At 69.2% G+C, this 19,897-nt stretch carries 17 protein-coding genes; 15 read left to right on the top strand and 2 right to left on the bottom strand.

The annotated features are described in order from the left end of the window. Positions 1-34: 34 nt before the first annotated feature. Both OG953_RS34840 and OG953_RS34845 read right to left on the bottom strand, forming a co-directional pair. Positions 35-1,705 (bottom strand): hypothetical protein, encoded by a 1,671-nt coding sequence (locus tag OG953_RS34840; RefSeq protein ID WP_405689209.1) that lies wholly within the window; start codon positions 1,703-1,705, stop codon positions 35-37. A gap of 147 nt (positions 1,706-1,852) precedes the next feature. Continuing rightward, positions 1,853-4,078 carry an elongation factor G-like protein EF-G2 gene (locus OG953_RS34845; protein ID WP_405689210.1) on the bottom strand — a complete coding sequence of 742 codons (2,226 nt, stop codon included), beginning with the start codon at positions 4,076-4,078 and terminating at the stop codon, positions 1,853-1,855. 267 nt (positions 4,079-4,345) lie between these two features. Here OG953_RS34845 and pgsA point away from each other — a divergent pair, with 267 nt between their 5' ends. The 15 genes from pgsA to OG953_RS34920 all read left to right on the top strand — a co-directional run bounded on the left by pgsA (position 4,346) and on the right by OG953_RS34920 (position 19,888). After that, on the top strand, positions 4,346-5,020 hold the full coding sequence (gene pgsA, locus OG953_RS34850; RefSeq protein ID WP_405689211.1) for a phosphatidylinositol phosphate synthase: 675 nt from the start codon (positions 4,346-4,348) through the stop codon (positions 5,018-5,020). Further along, positions 5,017-5,952, top strand: coding sequence for a phosphatidylinositol mannoside acyltransferase (locus OG953_RS34855; RefSeq protein WP_405689212.1), 936 nt, complete (start codon positions 5,017-5,019; stop codon positions 5,950-5,952). Before pgsA ends, OG953_RS34855 begins: the two co-directional genes overlap by 4 nt. Continuing rightward, the gene (locus OG953_RS34860; protein WP_405689213.1) at positions 5,949-7,109 is read left to right on the top strand and encodes a glycosyltransferase family 4 protein; all 1,161 of its coding nucleotides are present in this window, start codon (positions 5,949-5,951) and stop codon (positions 7,107-7,109) included. The genes OG953_RS34855 and OG953_RS34860 overlap by 4 nt, the downstream gene beginning before the upstream one ends. A 406-nt stretch (positions 7,110-7,515) precedes the next feature. Further along, on the top strand, positions 7,516-8,013 hold the full coding sequence (locus OG953_RS34865; protein ID WP_176740353.1) for a hypothetical protein: 498 nt from the start codon (positions 7,516-7,518) through the stop codon (positions 8,011-8,013). A gap of 168 nt (positions 8,014-8,181) precedes the next feature. Beyond that, the gene (pdxS, locus tag OG953_RS34870) at positions 8,182-9,102 is read left to right on the top strand and encodes a pyridoxal 5'-phosphate synthase lyase subunit PdxS (protein ID WP_405689214.1); all 921 of its coding nucleotides are present in this window, start codon (positions 8,182-8,184) and stop codon (positions 9,100-9,102) included. Positions 9,103-9,108: 6 nt separating this feature from the next. Further along, positions 9,109-9,702, top strand: a complete 594-nt coding sequence (pdxT, locus tag OG953_RS34875; RefSeq protein ID WP_266363102.1) for a pyridoxal 5'-phosphate synthase glutaminase subunit PdxT — start codon at positions 9,109-9,111, stop codon at positions 9,700-9,702. A 61-nt stretch (positions 9,703-9,763) separates the two neighbouring features. Beyond that, complete coding sequence (locus OG953_RS34880; protein WP_327276260.1) at positions 9,764-10,516, top strand: YebC/PmpR family DNA-binding transcriptional regulator; 753 nt, start codon at positions 9,764-9,766, stop codon at positions 10,514-10,516. Between the two features lie 123 nt (positions 10,517-10,639). Next, positions 10,640-11,215 carry a crossover junction endodeoxyribonuclease RuvC gene (gene ruvC, locus OG953_RS34885; protein WP_405689215.1) on the top strand — a complete coding sequence of 192 codons (576 nt, stop codon included), beginning with the start codon at positions 10,640-10,642 and terminating at the stop codon, positions 11,213-11,215. Beyond that, positions 11,212-11,838 carry a Holliday junction branch migration protein RuvA gene (gene ruvA / locus OG953_RS34890; protein ID WP_405689217.1) on the top strand — a complete coding sequence of 209 codons (627 nt, stop codon included), beginning with the start codon at positions 11,212-11,214 and terminating at the stop codon, positions 11,836-11,838. The genes ruvC and ruvA overlap by 4 nt, the downstream gene beginning before the upstream one ends. Before the next feature lie 84 nt (positions 11,839-11,922). Then, positions 11,923-12,984 (top strand): Holliday junction branch migration DNA helicase RuvB, encoded by a 1,062-nt coding sequence (gene ruvB, locus OG953_RS34895; protein WP_405689218.1) that lies wholly within the window; start codon positions 11,923-11,925, stop codon positions 12,982-12,984. Positions 12,985-13,148: 164 nt separating this feature from the next. After that, complete coding sequence (gene yajC / locus OG953_RS34900; protein WP_405689219.1) at positions 13,149-13,628, top strand: preprotein translocase subunit YajC; 480 nt, start codon at positions 13,149-13,151, stop codon at positions 13,626-13,628. A gap of 147 nt (positions 13,629-13,775) precedes the next feature. Further along, positions 13,776-15,515 carry a protein translocase subunit SecD gene (gene secD, locus OG953_RS34905; RefSeq protein WP_405689220.1) on the top strand — a complete coding sequence of 580 codons (1,740 nt, stop codon included), beginning with the start codon at positions 13,776-13,778 and terminating at the stop codon, positions 15,513-15,515. A gap of 1 nt (position 15,516) precedes the next feature. Then, on the top strand, positions 15,517-16,620 hold the full coding sequence (gene secF / locus OG953_RS34910; RefSeq protein WP_405689221.1) for a protein translocase subunit SecF: 1,104 nt from the start codon (positions 15,517-15,519) through the stop codon (positions 16,618-16,620). Further along, positions 16,620-17,174: an adenine phosphoribosyltransferase gene (locus tag OG953_RS34915; protein WP_405689222.1), complete on the top strand. Its 555-nt coding sequence runs from the start codon at positions 16,620-16,622 to the stop codon at positions 17,172-17,174. Before secF ends, OG953_RS34915 begins: the two co-directional genes overlap by 1 nt. 170 nt (positions 17,175-17,344) lie before the next feature. Next, positions 17,345-19,888, top strand: coding sequence for a RelA/SpoT family protein (locus tag OG953_RS34920; protein ID WP_405689223.1), 2,544 nt, complete (start codon positions 17,345-17,347; stop codon positions 19,886-19,888). Positions 19,889-19,897 lie beyond the last annotated feature (9 nt).

Consider the following 19,897-nt stretch of genomic DNA (forward strand, 5'->3'; position numbering starts at 1 on the left):
CGGTTTCTGCTTTGCCGGGGCGCCCTGCGCATGTCTATGCGTCGTACAGGTCGGCCTTGCGCGGGGTCGGGTCCTGCACCAGTCCGCTCAGTATCATCGAGCGGTTGTCGAAGCGTTCGGTATCGACGCCGTTCTCCTCCAGGACGCGCAGGGCGGCACTGTGCACGGCGCGCAGGACGGGGGTGGCGGCGCGCATCGCGTCGTCGGCCATGAAGCGGTGGCGCCATGGCTTCTCGGCCCAGGCGTGGCGCAGGCCGAACGGCTCGGGCAGGGCGATCTTGCCACCCAGGTAGTCGAGGAGCGGCGGGTACCAGGTGAAGGGGGCACGCAGGGCGAGGCGGACGACTTCGCGGGGTTCGACCAGTGCGAGGGTGATGTCGCGGGTCTCCCAGAAGCGGACGGTCTTGTTTACCGTCTTGGTCTTGGCCGCCGGCTTGCTGGTGAAGAGCGAGTGGACCGGGCCGAGTGCGTGTCCGGTGACTTCGATGCGCAGGGTTTCGTAGAGCACCGTGACCGTGATCATCATCGTGATGACCAACTGGCCGTCCCAGAGGGTGAACTGGACGCCCAGATAGTGCCGGTCGCCGCCGCCGAACTGCTGGTGGTTGCAGATCCGCTGTATTTCGTGCGGCTTGACCTGGAAGGTGGCGACGTCCTCGCCGTCGGGCCTGGAGACCGAGTCGGCGTTCTCGCCGACGGGCGACACGATCCAGTGGGTGACCGACGGGGTGGGGAACCCTCCGGTGTTCAGCGGGCCGCGTTCCAGCACCTTGAGCTGGTCGTGGATGACCCGTATCAGGTCCCAGCTGCGGAACTGGTGGAATTCCTTGCCGGGTTCCTTGGAGACGAGTTGTTCGGCGAGCTGCCAGCTGCCCCAGCGGGTTCCCATGCCGAGGATTCCCTTGGGGCCCGCGTAGAAGACCGAGTTGGACTGCTGCTCGGCGGAGAGTTTCTCCAGGCCCTGGCGGAGTGCCTCGCGGGAGGTCTCGTTCGGGTTCTTGGGTACGGCCTCGGGGATTTTGGCGATGACGCCGCCGCCGGAGAGCAGTCCTTCCCAGCGGGCGCGCATGTCCTTGGCGGAGGACTCGGCGATCCGTTTGGCGATGAGCCAGCCGATGACGGGAGCGACGATCATCGCCCGTACGTAGAGTGCGGGGAATCCGGTGAGCGGCAGCTTGATCAGGAAGAACAGGGCCACGATGCCGATGACCGGGAGCAGGGCGTTGCCCAGGGCGGCGAGGGCCTTGTCCTTGGTGTTGCCGAGCGAGTCGCGCAGTCGGAAGGCGATGACCCACAGGAGCATCCCGGGCAGGAAGAGAAAGCCGAACAGGGCGGTGACGGCGGTCAGTTTGGTGTCGCGTGCTCTGCGCAGGCGGGTCGCGGACAGGCAGTGCTCGACGACGGTCTGCGGGTCGGTTCCGAAGGACTGGATGAGGGCCTTCCGGGCGCCGCCCAGCATGCGTTCCTGGACGGCGCGGGAGAATGCCTCGCCGAGGTCGGGCTTGAAGTAGTCGGACTTGAAGAGCTTGGAACGGCCCGCCTTCACTTCGGACTTGTGCCACTCGCTGTTGGCTTCAAGGATCTTCTCCACCGGGCTGTCGCGGTACGCGGCGGAGGCGAGGGCGTTCGTCGCCACCGCCTGTGAGCCTGCGCCCTGGAGCGGGATCTGCGCTCCGGGAGAGAAATCGAATCCGTCGTTGGCCACTGTCGCCCCCACTCGCCGCCAAGGATCTGCTCCTGCGGCTGTTTCCCAACTGTTGTGCCCGGCACACCTTCTGAGCTGGGACCACAGCGTATCGTCCGGATCAATACGCCGCCCGCCTCTGTGGACAAGGGCGGGCGACACAGTCGATTACGCGTCATTCGGGTTGTTCTCCAGCTGCTCGCGGATGCGTTCCGCGAGCTGTGGGGGCATGGCTTCGTGCCGGGCGTACGCCCGGTCGAAGCGACCGGCGCCATGGGACAGGGAGCGCAGGTCGATCGCGTACCGGCCGATCTCCAGCTCCGGGACCTCGGCCCTGACGAGGGTGCGTCCGGGGCCGGCCTGCTCGGTACCGATCACCCTGCCGCGCCGCCCGGACAGATCGCTCATCACCGGGCCGACGTAGTCGTCGGGGACCAGGACCTGGATCTCGGCGACGGGTTCGAGCAGCTGGATACGGGTGTCCGCGGCGGCTTCGCGCAGGGCCAGCGCGCCCGCGGTCTGGAACGCGGCGTCGGAGGAGTCCACCGAGTGGGACTTCCCGTCCCGCAGGGTGATGCGTACGTCGACGAGCGGATGTCCGGCCGCGACTCCTCGGGCGGCCTGGGCGCGCACGCCCTTCTCGACGGACGGGATGAACTGGCGCGGTACCGCTCCGCCGACCACCTTGTCGACGAATTCGATGCCCGACCCCGGTGGCAGCGGCTCCACGTCGATCTCGCAGATGGCGTACTGGCCGTGGCCGCCGGACTGTTTCACATGCCTGCCGCGCCCGGTCGACGGGCCGGCGAAGGTCTCGCGCAGCGACACCTTGTGCGGTACGGCGTCGACCTGGACGCCGTAGCGGCTGCGCAGGCGGTCCAGCGCCACATCCTGATGGGCCTCACCGAGGCACCACAGGACCACCTGGTGCGTGTCCTGGTTCTGTTCGAGGCGCATGGTCGGGTCCTCGGCGACCAGCCGGGAGAGCCCCTGGGAGAGCTTGTCCTCGTCCGCCTTGCTGTGCGCCTCGATGGCGAGCGGCAGCAGTGGGTCCGGTGTGGTCCAGGGGTCCATCAGCAGCGGCTGGTCCTTGGCGGAGAGGGTGTCCCCGGTCTCGGCGCTGCCCAGTTTGGCGACGCAGGCCAGATCTCCGGCGATGCAGGTGGTGAGGGGGCGCTGTTGTTTGCCGAAGGGGGAGGAGAGTGCGCCGACGCGTACCTCCGCCTCGTGGAAGGGACGTGTCTCGTGGCAGGGGTCGCTGAGGCCGTGGCCGAAGACGTGGACGGTTTCGTCGGGGCGAAGGGTGCCGGAGAAGACGCGTACGAGCGAGACCCGGCCGACGTACGGGTCGGAGGCCGTCTTGACGACCTCGGCAACGAGCGGGCCGTGCGGGTCGCAGGTCAGGACCGGTCGCGGGGCCCCATGGAGGGGGGTGACTTCGGGGAGCGGGCGCTCCAGCGGTGTGGGGAAGCCGCCGGTGATCAGGTCCAGGAGTTCGACGGTGCCGATGCCCTGGCGGGCGCCTTCGGCGGCGGGGGCCGCAGTGAGGACGGGGTGGAAGGCGCCTCGGGCCACAGCGCGCTCCAGGTCGTCGATGAGTGTCTTGATGTCGATGTCGGCACCGCCGAGGTAGCGGTCCATCAGGGTCTCGTCCTCGCTCTCGGCGATGATCCCCTCGATGAGCCGGCTTCGGGCCTTCTGGAGCGTGGTCTGCTGGGCGTCGGCGGGCGGGTTCTCCTGCCGGTCGCCCGAGGAGTAGTCGAAGATCCGCTGGGTGAGGAGTCCGGTGAGCCCGGTGAGCGGAGCGTGCCCGTCCGGGCCTTCTGGGCCGTGCACCGGCAGGTAGAGCGGGAGTACGGCGTCGGGGTCGTCGCCGCCGAAGATCTTGCCGCAGATCCGGGTCATCTCGTCGAACGAGGTGCGCGCCGTGTCGAGGTGCGTGACGACTATGGCGCGCGGCATGCCGACGGCGGCGCACTCCTCCCACACGGGACGGGTGGCGCCCGCCACGGCGTCGGCCTCCTGAGCCGCGGACACAATGAACAGGGCCGCGTCCGCTGCCCGCAGACCGGCCCTGAGTTCCCCGACGAAATCGGCGTATCCGGGAGTGTCCAGCAGATTGATCTTGTACCCGCCCCATTCGACGGGGACGAGCGAGAGCTGTACGGAGCGTTGCTGGCGGTGTTCGATCTCGTCGTAGTCGGAGACCGTGGCGCCGTCCTCGACCCGGCCGGCCCGGTTGACCGCGCCCGCGGTCAGTGCGAGGGCCTCGACGAGGGTGGTCTTGCCGGAGCCGCTGTGGCCGACCAGCACCACGTTCCGTATGGATGAGGGCTGGTCGGCCGTCGCTGCCCTGCCGGCGGCCCCGGTGTGTGCGTGTGCCTTGTCGCCCATGATGCGTGCCTCCCAGATAGTGGCGCGGAGCGGGAAGATAAGCCGGCGCGGTGTGGGGAGAAGGTGCACGGGCACGGGGGAGCCGCCGCGGCGGCTACGGCGACGCCCGCGGTAATTCGAGCTTTCCACTCAGGTCAGGTTGCGTCCATACGTCGTGCACCGCGGCGCGATGCCGGATGCCCGGACGGTGGAGTCCGGCGGGCGTGACTACGATGGGCCAGCCGGTGGCCGTAGGGGCCGCTCGGCCCACCGACCCTCGGGAAGGCCATGCTGAACAAGTACGCGCGTGCATTTTTTACGCGTGTCCTCACGCCGTTCGCCGCACTGTTGCTCCGTCTCGGCGTGAGCCCTGACGCGGTCACTCTGATCGGTACGGCCGGGGTGATGGCAGGTGCGCTGGTCTTCTTCCCGATGGGGGAGTTCTTCTGGGGCACGATCGTCATCACGGTCTTCGTCTTCTCGGACCTCGTCGACGGCAATATGGCCCGGCAGGCCGGTATCTCCAGCCGCTGGGGCGCGTTCCTGGACTCGACCCTGGACCGGGTCGCCGACGGGGCGATCTTCGGAGGGTTCGCGCTCTGGTACGCGGGCAACGGCGACGACAACGTGATGTGCGCGGTCGCGATCTTCTGCCTGGCGAGCGGCCAGGTGGTCTCGTACACGAAGGCGCGCGGTGAGTCGATCGGGCTGCCGGTCGCGGTCAACGGTCTTGTGGAGCGCGCCGAGCGGCTGGTCATCTCGCTGGTCGCGGCCGGATTGGCCGGTCTCCACAAGTTCGGTGTTCCGGGTATCCAGATCCTGCTGCCGATCGCACTGTGGATCGTCGCCGTGGGCAGCCTGGTGACTCTCGTGCAGCGGGTCGTGACGGTGCGCCGCGAGGCCGCGGAGGCCGACGCGGCCGAGGCCGCTGCTGCGGGCCGGGGGAGCGGGGCCGCACGGTGAGCGGCGCACCGGGTGACACGCAGTCCGGCCTGAGGGACCGGCTGACCGACGGGCTGTACGGGCTCGGCTGGACCGCCGTCAAGAAGCTCCCCGAACCGGTCGCCCGGGCCCTCTTCCGCACCATCGCCGACCAGGTGTGGAAGCGGCGGGGCAAGAGCGTGCTGCGGCTGGAGTCGAATCTGGCACGGGTCGTGCCCGGGGCTTCCCCGGCCCGGCTCGCCGCGCTCTCCAAGGCCGGGATGCGCTCGTACATGCGCTACTGGATGGAGTCGTTCCGGCTGCCCACCTGGAGTCCGGCGCGGATCAAGGCGTCCATAGACGTGACGGACGCGCACCGGCTGACCGACGGGCTGGCAACCGGCCGCGGTGTCATCCTCGCCCTGCCGCACCTGGGGAACTGGGACCTGGCCGGAGCCTGGGTCACCACCGATCTCAAGGTGCCCTTCACCACGGTCGCCGAGCGGCTCAAGCCCGAGACGCTGTACGACCGGTTCGTGGCCTACCGCGAGGGGCTCGGCATGGAGGTCCTGCCGCACAGCGGCGGCGCCGCCTTCGGTATCCTGGCGCGCCGGCTGCGCGCGGGCGGCCTGGTCTGCCTGGTCGCCGACCGTGATCTGTCGGCGTCCGGCGTCGAGGTGAAATTCTTCGGCGACACCGCACGCATGCCCGCTGGGCCGGCGCTACTGGCCCAGCAGACCGGGGCGCTGTTGCTGCCGGTGACACTCTCGTACGCCGACACGCCCGTGATGAAGGCGCGTATCCATCCGCCGGTCGAGGTGCCCGAGTCAGGCAGTCGTACGGAGAAAACGTCCTCGATGACACAGGCGCTGGCCGATGCCTTCGCCGTCGGAATCGCCGAGCATCCGGAGGACTGGCACATGCTGCAACGGCTCTGGCTGGCCGACCTGGAGAACCGGGAGGACCGGCCGTGAAGATCGGCATCGTCTGCCCGTACTCCTGGGACGTACCGGGCGGTGTGCAGTTCCACATCCGGGACCTGGCCGAACACCTGATCCGTCTGGGACATCAGGTGTCGGTGCTGGCACCCGCCGACGACGAGACACCGCTGCCGCCGTACGTGGTCTCGGCGGGCCGGGCCGTGCCCGTCCCGTACAACGGCTCCGTGGCCCGGCTGAACTTCGGCTTCCTCTCGGCCGCCCGGGTGCGCCGCTGGCTGCACGACGGCACCTTCGACGTGATCCACATCCATGAGCCGACCTCGCCGTCGCTGGGGCTGCTCGCCTGCTGGGCGGCGCAGGGGCCGATCGTCGCCACGTTCCACACCTCCAACCCGCGCTCCCGGGCCATGATCGCCGCGTACCCGATCCTGCAGCCCGCGCTGGAGAAGATCAGCGCGCGCATCGCGGTGAGCGAGTACGCACGCCGGACCCTGGTCGAGCACCTGGGCGGCGACGCGGTCGTCATCCCCAACGGGGTCGATGTCGGCTTCTTCGCCGCGGCCGAGCCCAGGGCCGAGTGGCAGGGCGGCACGATCGGCTTCATCGGGCGTATCGACGAGCCACGCAAGGGCCTGCCCGTCCTGATGAGGGCGCTGCCCGCGATCCTTGCCGCACGTCCGGACACCAGGCTGCTGGTGGCGGGCCGCGGCGACGAGGAGGAGGCCGTCGCCTCGCTGCCCGAGGAGATGCGCGAGCGCGTCGAATTCCTCGGCATGGTGAGCGACGAGGACAAGGCGCGGCTGCTGCGCAGCGTCGATGTGTACGTCGCGCCCAATACGGGCGGCGAGAGCTTCGGGATCATCCTGGTCGAGGCGATGTCGGCCGGTGCGCCGGTCCTGGCCAGCGGTCTGGACGCGTTCGCGCAGGTCCTGGACCTGGGCGCGGCAGGCGAACTCTTCGCCAACGAGGACGCGGACGCGCTGGCGTCGGCGGCGATCCGGCTGCTCGGCGACCCGGAGCGGCGCACGGAGCTGCGCGAACGGGGAACCGCGCACGTGCGGCGCTTCGACTGGTCGACGGTCGGAGCGGACATCCTCGCGGTGTACGAGACGGTGACGGACGGTGCGGCGTCGGTGGCGGCCGACGAACGCACGGGCCTGCGCGCACGCTTCGGACTGGCACGGGACTAGCTAACTGGACCAGGACCTGTCCGGCGGATCTTCGCGGGCCCGCGACGCCGGGCACGGCACCTCGCTGCGTTGTCGGAGTCGTCCAAGTACGTCCAGTACGAGGACGATCCTTCGCCTTGCGATGCACCGCACCAGACGCCGCGGGCTGATCCGCGAAGATCCGCCGGACAGGCCCCAGGGGCGCCGGTTCGAGCACGCCGGGCGATCTGCGTTTCGCGTCGAGCCCGCAGAGCGAGGCGCGCAGCAGTTCAATCAAGCCCGTCCGGCGATTGAGGGCAGCCCGCCAGCCCCGCCCCCGCTTCCGCACCCAGGACCGGACGGCCACACCGCCTGCGCCCCGACGGTAGCCTTGCCGCCCGTGATCGAAACCCTCATCTGGATCGCCGTCGCGATCGTCGCGATCGGTATGTACCTCAGCTGGACCGCCGGGCGGCTGGACCGGCTGCACACGCGCATCGACGCCGCCCGCGCCGCCCTCGACGCGCAGCTCCTGCGCCGCGCCTCGGTCACCCAGGAACTGGCGACATCGGGTGTCCTCGACCCGGCCGCGTCCATCGTGCTGTACGAGGCCGCGCACGCCGCCCGTCAGGCGGAGGAGGAGAACCGCGAGGTCGCGGAGAGCGAGCTGAGCACCGCGCTGCGGGCGGTGTTCGGTGAGACGGCGCAGGTGGAGTCCGTGAAGGAGATCCCCGGCGGCGAGGAGGCGGCGTTCGAACTCGCCGCGGCCGTGCGTCGTGTCCCGATGGCCCGGCGGTTCCACAACGACGCGGTGCGCGCGGCGCGTGCGCTGCGCCGGCACCGTACGGTGCGGTGGTTCCGGCTGGCAGGGCACGCCCCGTTCCCGCTCGCCTTCGAGATGGACGACGAACCGCCTGTCGCCCTGGCGGACCGCCCCGTCAGCTGACCAGGCGGCCGAGCTCGTACATGACCGGGATCACAGCCCGTTTCGTACGCGTGCAAAACGATCCACAGGCCTTCCATTGGCCCTTGCTGTGGACTGGTTCCGGAGAGTTTGCTCAGCACTGCACCAATCAGCGCTTTCAGTAACTTTTTCTCCGAGTGAGGTCGATCCGTGTCCACGCTTCCCACCATCCCGCAGTCCGCCGACTCCCCGGCCACCGGCACCGCTCGCGTCAAGCGCGGCATGGCCGAGCAGCTCAAGGGCGGCGTGATCATGGACGTCGTCAATGCCGAGCAGGCGAAGATCGCCGAGGATGCGGGCGCCGTGGCCGTCATGGCCCTGGAGCGGGTGCCGGCCGACATCCGCAAGGACGGCGGCGTGGCCCGGATGTCGGACCCGAACATGATCGAAGAGATCATCGAGGCCGTTTCCATCCCGGTGATGGCGAAGTCCCGCATCGGACACTTCGTCGAGGCTCAGGTCCTGCAGTCTCTCGGTGTCGACTACATCGACGAGTCCGAGGTCCTCACCCCGGCCGACGAGGTCAACCACAGCGACAAGTTCGCCTTCACCACCCCGTTCGTCTGTGGCGCCACCAACCTCGGTGAGGCCCTGCGCCGCATCGCCGAGGGCGCGGCCATGATCCGTTCGAAGGGCGAGGCCGGCACCGGAAACGTCGTCGAGGCGGTCCGTCACCTGCGCCAGATCAAGAACGAGATCGCCCGGCTGCGCGGCTACGACAACAACGAGCTGTACGCCGCCGCGAAGGAGCTCCGCGCCCCGTACGAGCTGGTCAAGGAGGTCGCCGAGCTCGGCAAGCTGCCCGTCGTGCTGTTCTCCGCGGGCGGCGTCGCCACCCCCGCCGACGCCGCGCTGATGCGCCAGCTCGGCGCCGAGGGCGTCTTCGTGGGCTCCGGCATCTTCAAGTCCGGCGACCCGGCCAAGCGCGCCGCCGCCATCGTGAAGGCCACCACCTTCTATGACGACCCGAAGATCATCGCGGACGCCTCCCGGAACCTGGGCGAGGCCATGGTCGGCATCAACTGCGACACCCTGCCCGAGGCCGAGCGCTACGCCAACCGTGGCTGGTAATCACTGATGAGCGACACCCCTGTGATCGGAGTCCTGGCTCTCCAGGGCGACGTACGGGAACACCTGATCGCCCTGGCCTCGGCGGATGCCCTGGCCAGGCCGGTCCGGCGTCCCGAGGAACTCGCCGAGGTCGACGGCCTGGTCATTCCCGGTGGCGAGTCCACCACGATGTCCAAGCTGGCTTCCCTGTTCGGCATGCTGGAACCGCTGCGCGAGCGGGTACGGGACGGGATGCCGGTCTACGGCACCTGCGCCGGAATGATCCTGCTCGCCGACAAGATCCTCGACCCGCGCTCGGGCCAGGAGACGGTCGGCGGGATCGACATGATCGTGCGCCGCAACGCCTTCGGGCGGCAGAACGAGTCCTTCGAGGCGGCCGTCGAGGTCGCCGGTATCGAGGGCGGCCCGGTCGAGGGCGTTTTCATCCGCGCCCCGTGGGTGGAATCGGTCGGCGCGCAGGCCAAGGTGGTGGCGGAGCACGGTGGTCACATCGTCGCCGTACGTCAGGGAAACGCCCTGGCGACGTCATTCCACCCGGAACTGACCGGGGACCACAGGGTTCACGCGTTGTTCGTGGACATGGTGCGCGCAGTCGGCTGACTCGATCCCGGTAGGATCTCTCGGGTTCGGATCGAATTTGGTGACGCGAAGGAGAAGGCAGATGTCCGGCCACTCTAAATGGGCTACGACGAAGCACAAGAAGGCCGTGATTGATGCCAAGCGCGGCAAGCTCTTCGCGAAGCTGATCAAGAACATCGAGGTCGCGGCCCGCACCGGCGGTGTGGACCCCGAGGGAAACCCGACCCTCGTGGACGCGATCCAGAAGGCGAAGAAGAGCTCCGTACCGAACAAGAACATCGACTCCGCGGTCAAGCGCGGTGGCGGTCTCGAAGCGGGCGGCGTCGACTATCAGACGATCATGTACGAGGGCTACGGCCCGAACGGTGTCGCGGTGCTCATCGAGTGCCTCACCGACAACCGCAACCGTGCCGCATCCGACGTGCGTGTCGCGATGACCCGCAACGGTGGTTCGATGGCCGACCCCGGTTCGGTCTCGTACCTCTTCAACCGCAAGGGTGTCGTCATCGTCCCCAAGGGCGAGCTGACCGAGGACGACGTCCTGGGTGCCGTGCTCGACGCGGGCGCCGAGGAGGTCAACGACCTCGGTGACACCTACGAGGTCGTCAGCGAGGCCACCGACATGGTCGCGGTCCGTACCGCGCTCCAGCAGGCCGGCATCGACTACGACTCCGCCGAGGCCAACTTCCTGCCCACCATGCAGGTCGAGCTGGACGAGGAGGGCGCGCGCAAGATCTTCAAGCTGATCGACGCGCTGGAGGACAGCGACGACGTGCAGAACGTCTTCGCCAACTTCGATGTCTCGGACGAGGTCATGGAGAAGGTCGACGCCTGAGCCACGCTCAGCACAGCCTTCACGGACGGGCCGACGGGGACACACCCCGTCGGCCCGTCGCATTGTCAGTGCGAGCCGATAGCCTGCGGGAACAGTTGACCGATCGGTACGGAGGGGCCTCCCATGCGGGTACTCGGCGTCGACCCGGGGCTGACGCGGTGCGGTGTCGGCGTCGTCGAAGGCGTCGCCGGCCGGCCCCTGACGATGCTCGGCGTCGGAGTCGTGCGCACCGCGGCCGATGCGGAGCTCGGCCACCGGCTGGTGGCCATCGAGCGCGGCATCGAGGAATGGCTCGACGAGCACCGGCCCGAATTCGTCGCCGTGGAGCGGGTGTTCAGCCAGCACAACGTCCGTACGGTGATGGGCACCGCCCAGGCCAGTGCGGTCGCCATGCTCTGCGCATCCCGGCGTGGCATACCGGTCGCCCTGCACACCCCCAGCGAGGTCAAGGCGGCCGTCACCGGCAGCGGTCGTGCCGACAAGGCACAGATCGGAGCCATGGTCACCCGGCTGCTGCGGCTCGACGCCCCGCCGAAACCCGCCGACGCGGCCGACGCCCTCGCGCTCGCCATCTGCCACATCTGGCGCGCCCCCGCCGTCAACCGCCTCCAGCAGGCACACGCGGCTGCCGCCGCCGCAGCCCGTACCGCGCGCGTTCCCCGTACACCTACAGTTCCCGTCCGGAAGGTCCCTCGATGATCGCCTTCGTCAGCGGCCCCGTGGCCGCACTCGCCCCGACCACGGCCGTGATCGAGGTCGGCGGCATCGGCATGGCCGTCCAGTGCACGCCGAACACCCTCGCCGACCTCCGGATCGGCAAAGAGGCCAGGCTGGCCACCTCCCTCGTCGTACGGGAGGACTCGCTCACCCTCTACGGCTTCGCCGACGACGACGAGCGGCAGGTCTTCGAGCTGCTCCAGACCGCGAGCGGAGTCGGACCGCGGCTCGCCCAGGCGATGCTCGCCACGCACAGTCCGGACGCCCTGCGGATTGCGGTCGCCGGCGGGGACGAGAAGGCGCTCACCGCCGTCTCCGGCATCGGCAAGAAGGGCGCGCAGAAACTCCTCCTCGAACTGAAGGACAGACTCGGCGAGCCCGTAGGCGCCCACATCGGCCGACAGGGCATCGGCACCGCCGTCACCTCCTCCTGGCGCGATCAGCTGCAGGCCGCCCTGATCGGTCTCGGCTACGCCACCCGCGAGGCCGACGAAGCGGTCACCGCTGTCGCCCCGCAGGCCGAGGCGGCCCTGGCCGAGGGCGGGCAGGCCCCCGTGCCGCAGCTGCTGCGCGCCGCGCTGCAGACGCTCAACCGCGCGCGCTGACCGGAGCGCGACACTCCTGGGGGACACCCCGACGCCGGGCCGGGCATCGCACGGCACCGAAACACCCGAGGCGGGACAGACTGAATGAACTGGGACGAGACCGGACCCGACACCGACGAGCGCCTTGTCGACGCCGACGCGGACGGCGAGGACACCGCGGTCGAGGCGGCGCTTCGGCCGAAGGACCTCGACGAGTTCGTCGGCCAGGAGAAGGTGCGCGAACAGCTCGACCTGGTCCTCAAGGCGGCCAGGGCCCGCGGCGCCACCGCAGACCACGTCCTGCTCTCCGGCGCCCCCGGCCTCGGCAAGACCACTCTCTCCATGATCATCGCAGCCGAGATGGGCGCGCCGATCCGGATCACCTCGGGCCCCGCCATCCAGCATGCGGGTGATCTCGCCGCGATTCTCTCCTCCCTTCAGGAGGGCGAGGTCCTTTTCCTCGACGAGATCCACCGCATGTCCCGGCCCGCCGAGGAGATGCTCTACATGGCGATGGAGGACTTCCGGGTCGATGTCATCGTCGGCAAGGGCCCCGGAGCCACCGCCATCCCGCTGGAACTGCCGCCCTTCACCCTGGTCGGTGCCACCACCAGGGCCGGACTGCTGCCGCCCCCGCTGCGCGACCGGTTCGGCTTCACCGGCCACATGGAGTTCTACGCCCCCACCGAACTGGAACGCGTCATCCATCGCTCCGCCCGCCTGCTCGACGTGGAGATAGACGTGGACGGCGCCGCCGAGATCGCCGGCCGCTCCCGCGGCACCCCCCGTATCGCCAACCGGCTGCTGCGCCGCGTCCGGGACTACGCCCAGGTCAAGGCCGACGGACGGATCGACCGCGCCGTCGCCTCCGCGGCCCTCGGGGTGTACGAGGTCGACGCCCGCGGCCTCGACCGGCTGGACCGGGCGGTGCTCGGCGCACTGCTGAAGCTCTTCGGCGGCGGCCCCGTCGGGCTGTCCACCCTCGCCGTCGCCGTGGGCGAGGAGCGCGAGACGGTCGAGGAGGTCGCGGAGCCCTTCCTGGTACGGGAAGGACTACTGGCCAGGACGCCGCGGGGGCGCGTCGCGACACCCGCGGCCTGGGCCCACCTCGGCCTCGTACCTCCCCAGCACGGAGGAAAGGGACAACAAGGCCTGTTCGGGGCGTGATGCGTCACAGGTTCACCCGGACAGGAACCACCGAGGGACTCCGGGCGTTGTTCCATCGATGCGGACTCGCTTAGACTCCGCCGATGCCGCCCGTACAGGTCGGTGTACCCACCCCCGTAGATCAGGCCGCCTTCCAACGCGGTCGTGCGAAGGAAACTCGTCCCGTGAATCCCCTGTCTCTCCTCCCCTTCATCGTGCTCATCGGGGCCATGTTCCTGATGACGCGGTCCGCCAAGAAGAAGCAGGCGGCCGCTGCCCAGATGCGCAATGAGATGCAGCCCGGCACCGGCGTCCGGACGATCGGGGGCATGTACGCCACCGTCAAGGAGCTTCACGACGACACCGTTCTCCTTGAGATCGCACCCGGCGTCCACGCCGTCTACGCCAAGAACGCCATCGGCGCCGTCCTGGACGACGCGGAGTACAACCGCATCGTCCACGGTGACGACGAGGACGCCCTCGACGGCACGGTCGTGCCGGACGACGCCTCCTCGCTGACCGAGGCCGACGCCGACGAGGACACCTCGGACGACGCCAAGATCGACCTGGGCAAGAAGACCGAGTCCGACGATGCCGAGCCGGCGGATGCCGAGTCCGGCAAGAAGTCCGAGAGCAAGACCGACGGCGAGGCCGACGCGAAGTAGCCCACGACCCGGGGATGCCGCGAGCCCTACCGGCATCCGGCAGTCCCCGGACCGTGCGATCTTCTGCGGGGGCGGGTCCCCACTACACTTCGTGGCCGCTCGGGCGCGTACCCGGCGCGGGGCGGTTGGACAGGGAGAAACGAGAAGGTGGCAGCACCGAAGAAGAGCCGAGGGCCGGCCGGCGGTCAGGGCAGGCCGGGGCGATCCCTGGCTCTGATCCTGATCGCCATGGTCGCGCTCACCGGCGGGATGTTCCTTGCCGATCAGCCGACCCCACGACTGGGCATCGACCTGGCGGGCGGCACGTCCATCACGCTTGAGGCGAAGAGCGAGCCGGGCCAGGAATCGGCGATCAACAAGACCAACATGGACACCGCGGTCCAGATCATGGAACGCCGTGTCAATGGTCTGGGCGTCTCCGAGGCCGAGGTCCAGACACAGGGCGATCGCAACATCATCGTCAACATCCCCAAGGGCACGAACTCCGCCCAGGCCCGCGAGCAGGTCGGCACCACCGCCAAGCTCTACTTCCGGCCGGTGCTGACCGTCGCCCAGGGCACGCCCACCCCGACGCCCAGCGCCTCGTCGTCCGGCAAGCCCAACCCGTCCGCGAGCCCGAGCGCCTCGGCGTCGGACAACGGGAAGTCGTCGGCGACGCCGAGCGCGAGCGCCACCACCCAGGGCCGCGCGGTCACCGGCGCCCTCACGGCCGATTCCTCGCCCACCCCCAAGGCGAGCACCACGCCGAAGGCCGACGCCACGCCGTCGGCATCCGCTGCGGACCAGGCGGCCGCCGCCAAGCTGCAGAAGCAGTTCGCGGAGCTCGACTGTTCCAGCAAGGCCTCCCGCGCCAAGGCCGCACTGGGCGCCAAGCCCACCGACATGGTCGTCGCGTGCAGCTCCGAGGGCGACGCCAAGTACGTCCTCGGCCCGGCCGAGGTTTCCGGCACCGAGGTCGAGAACGCCAAGGCCGGCTTCGACCAGCAGCGCGGCATGTGGATCGTCAACATGGAGTTCTCCAAGAAGGGCTCCAAGCAGTTCCAGACGATCACCCAGAAGCTCTCCGCACAGCAGCCCCCGCAGAACCAGTTCGCCATCGCCCTGGACGGCGAGGTCGTCTCCGCGCCCCAGGTGAACACGACGCTCAGCGGCAGCGCCGAGATCTCCGGCAGCTTCACCCAGCAGTCCGCCGAGGACCTGGCCAATGTGCTCTCCTACGGTGCGCTCCCGCTCTCGTTCAAGGAGGCGAGCGTCACCTCGGTCACCGCCGCGCTCGGTGGCGAGCAGCTCCAGGCCGGTCTGATCGCCGGCGCCATCGGTCTCGCCCTGGTGGTCATCTACCTGGTGGCCTATTACCGCGGACTGGCGCTCATCGCGCTCCTGAGCCTCATGGTCTCCGGCATCCTGACCTACACGATCATGTCGCTGCTCGGCCCGGCCATCGGCTTCGCGCTGAACCTCCCAGCGGTCTGCGGAGCCATCGTGGCTATCGGTATCACCGCCGACTCCTTCATCGTGTACTTCGAAAGAATCCGCGACGAGATCCGCGAGGGCCGTACGCTCCGCCCGGCCGTCGAGCGCGCCTGGCCGCGCGCCCGGCGCACCATCCTGGTCTCCGACTTCGTGTCGTTCCTCGCCGCGGCGGTGCTCTTCGTGGTCACCGTAGGCAAGGTCCAGGGCTTCGCCTTCACGCTGGGTCTCACCACCCTGCTCGACGTGGTCGTGGTGTTCCTCTTCACCAAGCCCGTCATGACACTGATGGCTCGTACGAAGTTCTTCTCCAGCGGTCACCCGTGGTCCGGTCTGGACCCGAAGCGGCTCGGCGCCAAGCCGCCGCTGCGCCGCTCGCGCCGTGTCAACGCCCCCACTGACCCGAAGGAGGCGTGAGATGTCGCGACTCGGCACTCTCGGCGCCCGTCTCTACCGCGGCGAGGTCGGTTACGACTTCATCGGCAAGCGCAAGATCTGGTACGGGATCTCGATCCTGATCACCATCACGGCCATCGTCGGCCTGGCGGTCAGCGGCCTGAACATGGGCATCGAGTTCAAGGGCGGCGCGGTCTTCACCACCCCGAAGACAAGCGTCAGCGTCTCCGAGGCGGAGGACCTGGCGACGGAGGCATCCGGTCACCAGGCGATCGTCCAGAAGCTCGGCAGCAGCGGTGGTCTGCGTATTCAGGTCAGCGGAGTCGACACCGCGAAGTCCGACCAGATCAAGGACGAGCTCTCCAAGGGCCTCGACATCCCGACGGAGAAGATCGCCGCCGACCTGGTCGGCCCCAGCTGGGGTGAGCAGATCGCCAACAAGGCCTGGACGGGCCTCGGCATCTTCATGGTCCTCGTCGTGATCTACCTGGCCATCGCCTTCGAGTGGCGCATGGCCGTCGCGGCCCTGGTCGCGCTGATCCACGACATCACCATCACGGTCGGCGTCTACGCCCTCGTCGGCTTCGAAGTCACCCCGGGCACCGTGATCGGTCTGCTGACCATCCTCGGCTACTCCCTCTACGACACGGTCGTCGTCTTCGACAGCCTCAGGGAGAGCTCGAACGGCATCACCAAGCAGACCCGCTGGACGTACAGCGAGATCGCCAACCGTTCGATCAACGGCACGCTGGTCCGTTCCATCAACACCACCGTCGTGGCGCTGCTCCCCGTCGCCGGTCTGCTCTTCATCGGCGGTGGCGTCCTCGGCGCCGGCATGCTGAACGACATCTCGCTGTCGCTGTTCGTCGGCCTCGCGGCCGGTGCGTACTCCTCGATCTTCATCGCCACCCCGCTCGTCGCCGACCTCAAGGAACGCGACCCGCAGATGAAGGCCCTGAAGAAGCGGGTCCTCGCCAAGCGCGCGGCAGCCGCCGCCAAGGGCGAGTCCGCCGAGGACGAGCAGGAGGACGACGATTTCCCGGAGGACGTCGCACGCACCGCCGCGGTCGTCGGCCAGCGCCAGCAGCCCCACAGGGGCCACGGCCGGACCCCGGGGAAGCGCTGATGACCAGCAGCACTACCGAGAGCACCCGTGAGCTCCTGCTCAGCCGGATCCGTGATGTGCCGGACTACCCGAAGCCGGGTGTGATGTTCAAGGACATCACCCCATTGCTCGCGGACCCGACGGCGTTCGCGGCCCTCACCGACACCCTCGCGGAGCTGTGCGTACGGCACGGCGCCACGAAAATCGTCGGCCTTGAGGCGCGAGGCTTCATTTTGGCCGCCCCGGTCGCGGTCCGGGCCGGGCTCGGCTTCGTACCCGTCCGCAAGGTGGGGAAGCTGCCCGGAGCCACCCTCAGCCAGGCGTACGAGCTGGAGTACGGCACCGCCGAGATCGAGATCCACGCGGAGGACCTGTCCGCCGACGACCGGATCATGGTCATCGACGACATCCTCGCGACCGGTGGCACCGCCGAGGCCTCGCTCGAGCTGATCCGGCGGGCCGGTGCCGAGGTCGCGGGTGTCGCGGTCCTCATGGAGCTCGGCTTCCTGCCCGGGCGCGCCCGTCTGGAGCAGGGCCTGCGCGGCGCCCCGCTGGAAGTACTGATCACGGTCTGAGCGGCAGCGACCGTACGCAGCAACGGCTCACGCGCGAAGGACGGGCACCCGGGAACAACCGGGTGCCCGTCCCGCGTTGTGAGGGCTCTCACGGTCCCCGGGGGAGGACCGGCCACAGGATCGATACGATGGCCTTTCCGGGGTATCCCGGATCCGCACGAGGAGTGCTCTTGCCAGACGAGGCCCAGCCAGTCGCCGCCCCGCAGCCCGAAAAGCCCGCGGCGGCCCCAGCCACGCCCGGGAAGAAGCAGCCCACAGAGAAGCCGAAGCCGCCGGCCCCTGAGCCCGGTACCGCCCCGGCGCTGCGGCCCGCGCCCGCCTCGCCCACTCAGCAGTCCGCCCCCACTTCCACGGCTGCGTCCGCACCGAAGCCCCCGGCGAAGCCGGTCACCCCGGCCGCTCCCGCGACCCGCTCCGGCGGCTCCTCGAACCGGGTAAGGGCCAGGCTCGCCCGCCTCGGTGTGCAGCGCTCCAGCCCGTACAACCCGGTCCTCGAACCGTTGCTGCGGGCGGTCCGCAGCAACGACCCCAAGATCGAGACGTCCACGCTGCGCCAGATCGAGCGCGCCTACCAGGTCGCCGAGCGCTGGCACCGCGGCCAGAAGCGCAAGAGCGGCGACCCGTACATCACGCACCCGCTCGCCGTCACGACGATCCTCGCCGAGCTGGGCATGGACCCGGCGACGCTGATGGCCGGACTGCTGCACGACACGGTCGAGGACACCGAGTACGGCCTCGACACGCTGCGCCGCGACTTCGGCGACCAGGTCGCCCTGCTCGTCGACGGTGTCACCAAGCTGGACAAGGTCAAGTTCGGCGAGGCCGCACAGGCCGAGACCGTGCGCAAGATGGTCGTCGCCATGGCCAAGGACCCCAGGGTCCTCGTCATCAAGCTCGCCGACCGGCTGCACAACATGCGCACCATGCGCTACCTCAAGCGGGAGAAGCAGGAGAAGAAGGCCCGCGAGACGCTTGAGATCTATGCCCCACTGGCACACCGCTTGGGCATGAACACCATCAAGTGGGAGCTGGAGGACCTCGCCTTCGCGATCCTCTACCCCAAGATGTACGACGAGATCGTCCGCCTCGTCGCCGAACGGGCCCCCAAGCGCGACGAATACCTCGCCATAGTGACCGACGAGGTCCAGGCCGACCTGCGCGCCGCCCGGATCAAAGCCACCGTCACCGGCCGGCCGAAGCACTACTACAGCGTCTACCAGAAGATGATCGTGCGGGGCCGGGACTTCGCCGAGATCTACGACCTGGTGGGCATTCGGGTCCTCGTCGACACCGTCCGCGACTGTTACGCGGCGCTCGGCACCGTCCACGCGCGATGGAATCCGGTCCCGGGCCGGTTCAAGGACTACATCGCGATGCCCAAGTTCAACATGTACCAGTCGCTGCACACCACGGTGATCGGTCCCAGCGGCAAGCCCGTCGAGCTGCAGATCCGCACGTTCGACATGCACCGTCGCGCCGAGTACGGCATCGCCGCGCACTGGAAGTACAAGCAGGAGGCCGTCGCGGGCGCCTCCAAGGTGCGTACCGACGTGCCCAAGAACACCGGCCGCGGCCAGGACACCGTCAACGACATGGCGTGGCTGCGCCAGCTCCTGGACTGGCAGAAGGAGACCGAGGACCCCAGCGAATTCCTGGAGTCGCTGCGCTTCGACCTCTCCCGCAACGAGGTCTTCGTCTTCACGCCCAAGGGCGACGTCATAGCGCTCCCCGCGGGTGCGACGCCGGTGGACTTCGCGTACGCCGTGCACACGGAGGTCGGCCACCGGACCATAGGAGCACGGGTCAACGGGCGGCTCGTACCGCTCGAATCGACCCTCGACAACGGCGATCTGGTGGAGGTCTTCACCTCCAAGGCGGCCGGCGCCGGACCCTCCCGGGACTGGCTGGGCTTCGTCAAGTCGCCCCGCGCCCGCAACAAGATCCGTGCATGGTTCTCCAAGGAGCGCCGCGACGAGGCGATCGAGCAGGGCAAGGACGCCATCGCGCGTGCCATGCGCAAGCAGAATCTGCCGATCCAGCGGATCCTGACCGGCGACTCGCTGGTCACGCTCGCCCACGAGATGCGTTACCCCGACATCTCGTCGCTGTATGCGGCGATCGGCGAGGGCCATGTCGCGGCTGCGGGCGTCGTGCAGAAACTGGTGCAGGCGCTCGGCGGCGAGGATGCCGCCAACGAGGACCTCGCGGAGAGCGCGCCGCCCTCGCGCAGCCGCCACAAGCGCCGCTCCAACGCCGATCCGGGTGTGGTCGTCAAGGGCGTCGAGGACGTCTGGGTCAAACTGGCCCGCTGCTGCACGCCGGTCCCCGGCGACCCGATCATCGGCTTCGTCACCCGCGGCAGCGGCGTCTCCGTGCACCGCGCCGACTGCGTCAACGTCGACTCGTTGTCGCAGCAGCCGGAGCGGATCCTGGACGTCGAGTGGGCGCCCACCCAGTCCTCGGTCTTCCTGGTCGCCATCCAGGTCGAGGCCCTGGACCGGTCGCGGCTGCTCTCGGACGTCACCCGCGTCCTGTCCGACCAGCACGTCAACATCCTGTCGGCAGCCGTCCAGACCTCCCGGGACCGGGTGGCCACCTCGCGCTTCACCTTCGAGATGGGCGACCCGAAGCACCTCGGACACGTGCTGAAGGCGGTACGGGGCGTGGAGGGCGTCTACGACGTCTACCGCGTCACTTCAGCCCGCAGGCCCTGACCGACCACC

The sequence above is a fragment of the Streptomyces sp. NBC_00057 genome, assembly GCF_045041165.1.
GTDB lineage: Bacteria > Actinomycetota > Actinomycetes > Streptomycetales > Streptomycetaceae > Streptomyces.

Bases quoted from the DNA above. Each gene is read 5' to 3' on its own strand.
- OG953_RS34845 (WP_405689210.1), bottom strand. From the start codon at position 4,078: ATGGGCGACAAGGCACACGCACACACCGGGGCCGCCGGCAGGGCAGCG.
- pgsA (WP_405689211.1), top strand. From the start codon at position 4,346: ATGCTGAACAAGTACGCGCGTGCATTTTTTACGCGTGTCCTCACGCCG.
- OG953_RS34865 (WP_176740353.1), top strand. From the start codon at position 7,516: ATGTACCTCAGCTGGACCGCCGGGCGGCTGGACCGGCTGCACACGCGC.
- pdxT (WP_266363102.1), top strand. From the start codon at position 9,109: ATGAGCGACACCCCTGTGATCGGAGTCCTGGCTCTCCAGGGCGACGTA.
- OG953_RS34880 (WP_327276260.1), top strand. From the start codon at position 9,764: ATGTCCGGCCACTCTAAATGGGCTACGACGAAGCACAAGAAGGCCGTG.
- ruvC (WP_405689215.1), top strand. From the start codon at position 10,640: ATGCGGGTACTCGGCGTCGACCCGGGGCTGACGCGGTGCGGTGTCGGC.
- ruvA (WP_405689217.1), top strand. From the start codon at position 11,212: ATGATCGCCTTCGTCAGCGGCCCCGTGGCCGCACTCGCCCCGACCACG.
- ruvB (WP_405689218.1), top strand. From the start codon at position 11,923: ATGAACTGGGACGAGACCGGACCCGACACCGACGAGCGCCTTGTCGAC.
- secF (WP_405689221.1), top strand. From the start codon at position 15,517: ATGTCGCGACTCGGCACTCTCGGCGCCCGTCTCTACCGCGGCGAGGTC.
- OG953_RS34915 (WP_405689222.1), top strand. From the start codon at position 16,620: ATGACCAGCAGCACTACCGAGAGCACCCGTGAGCTCCTGCTCAGCCGG.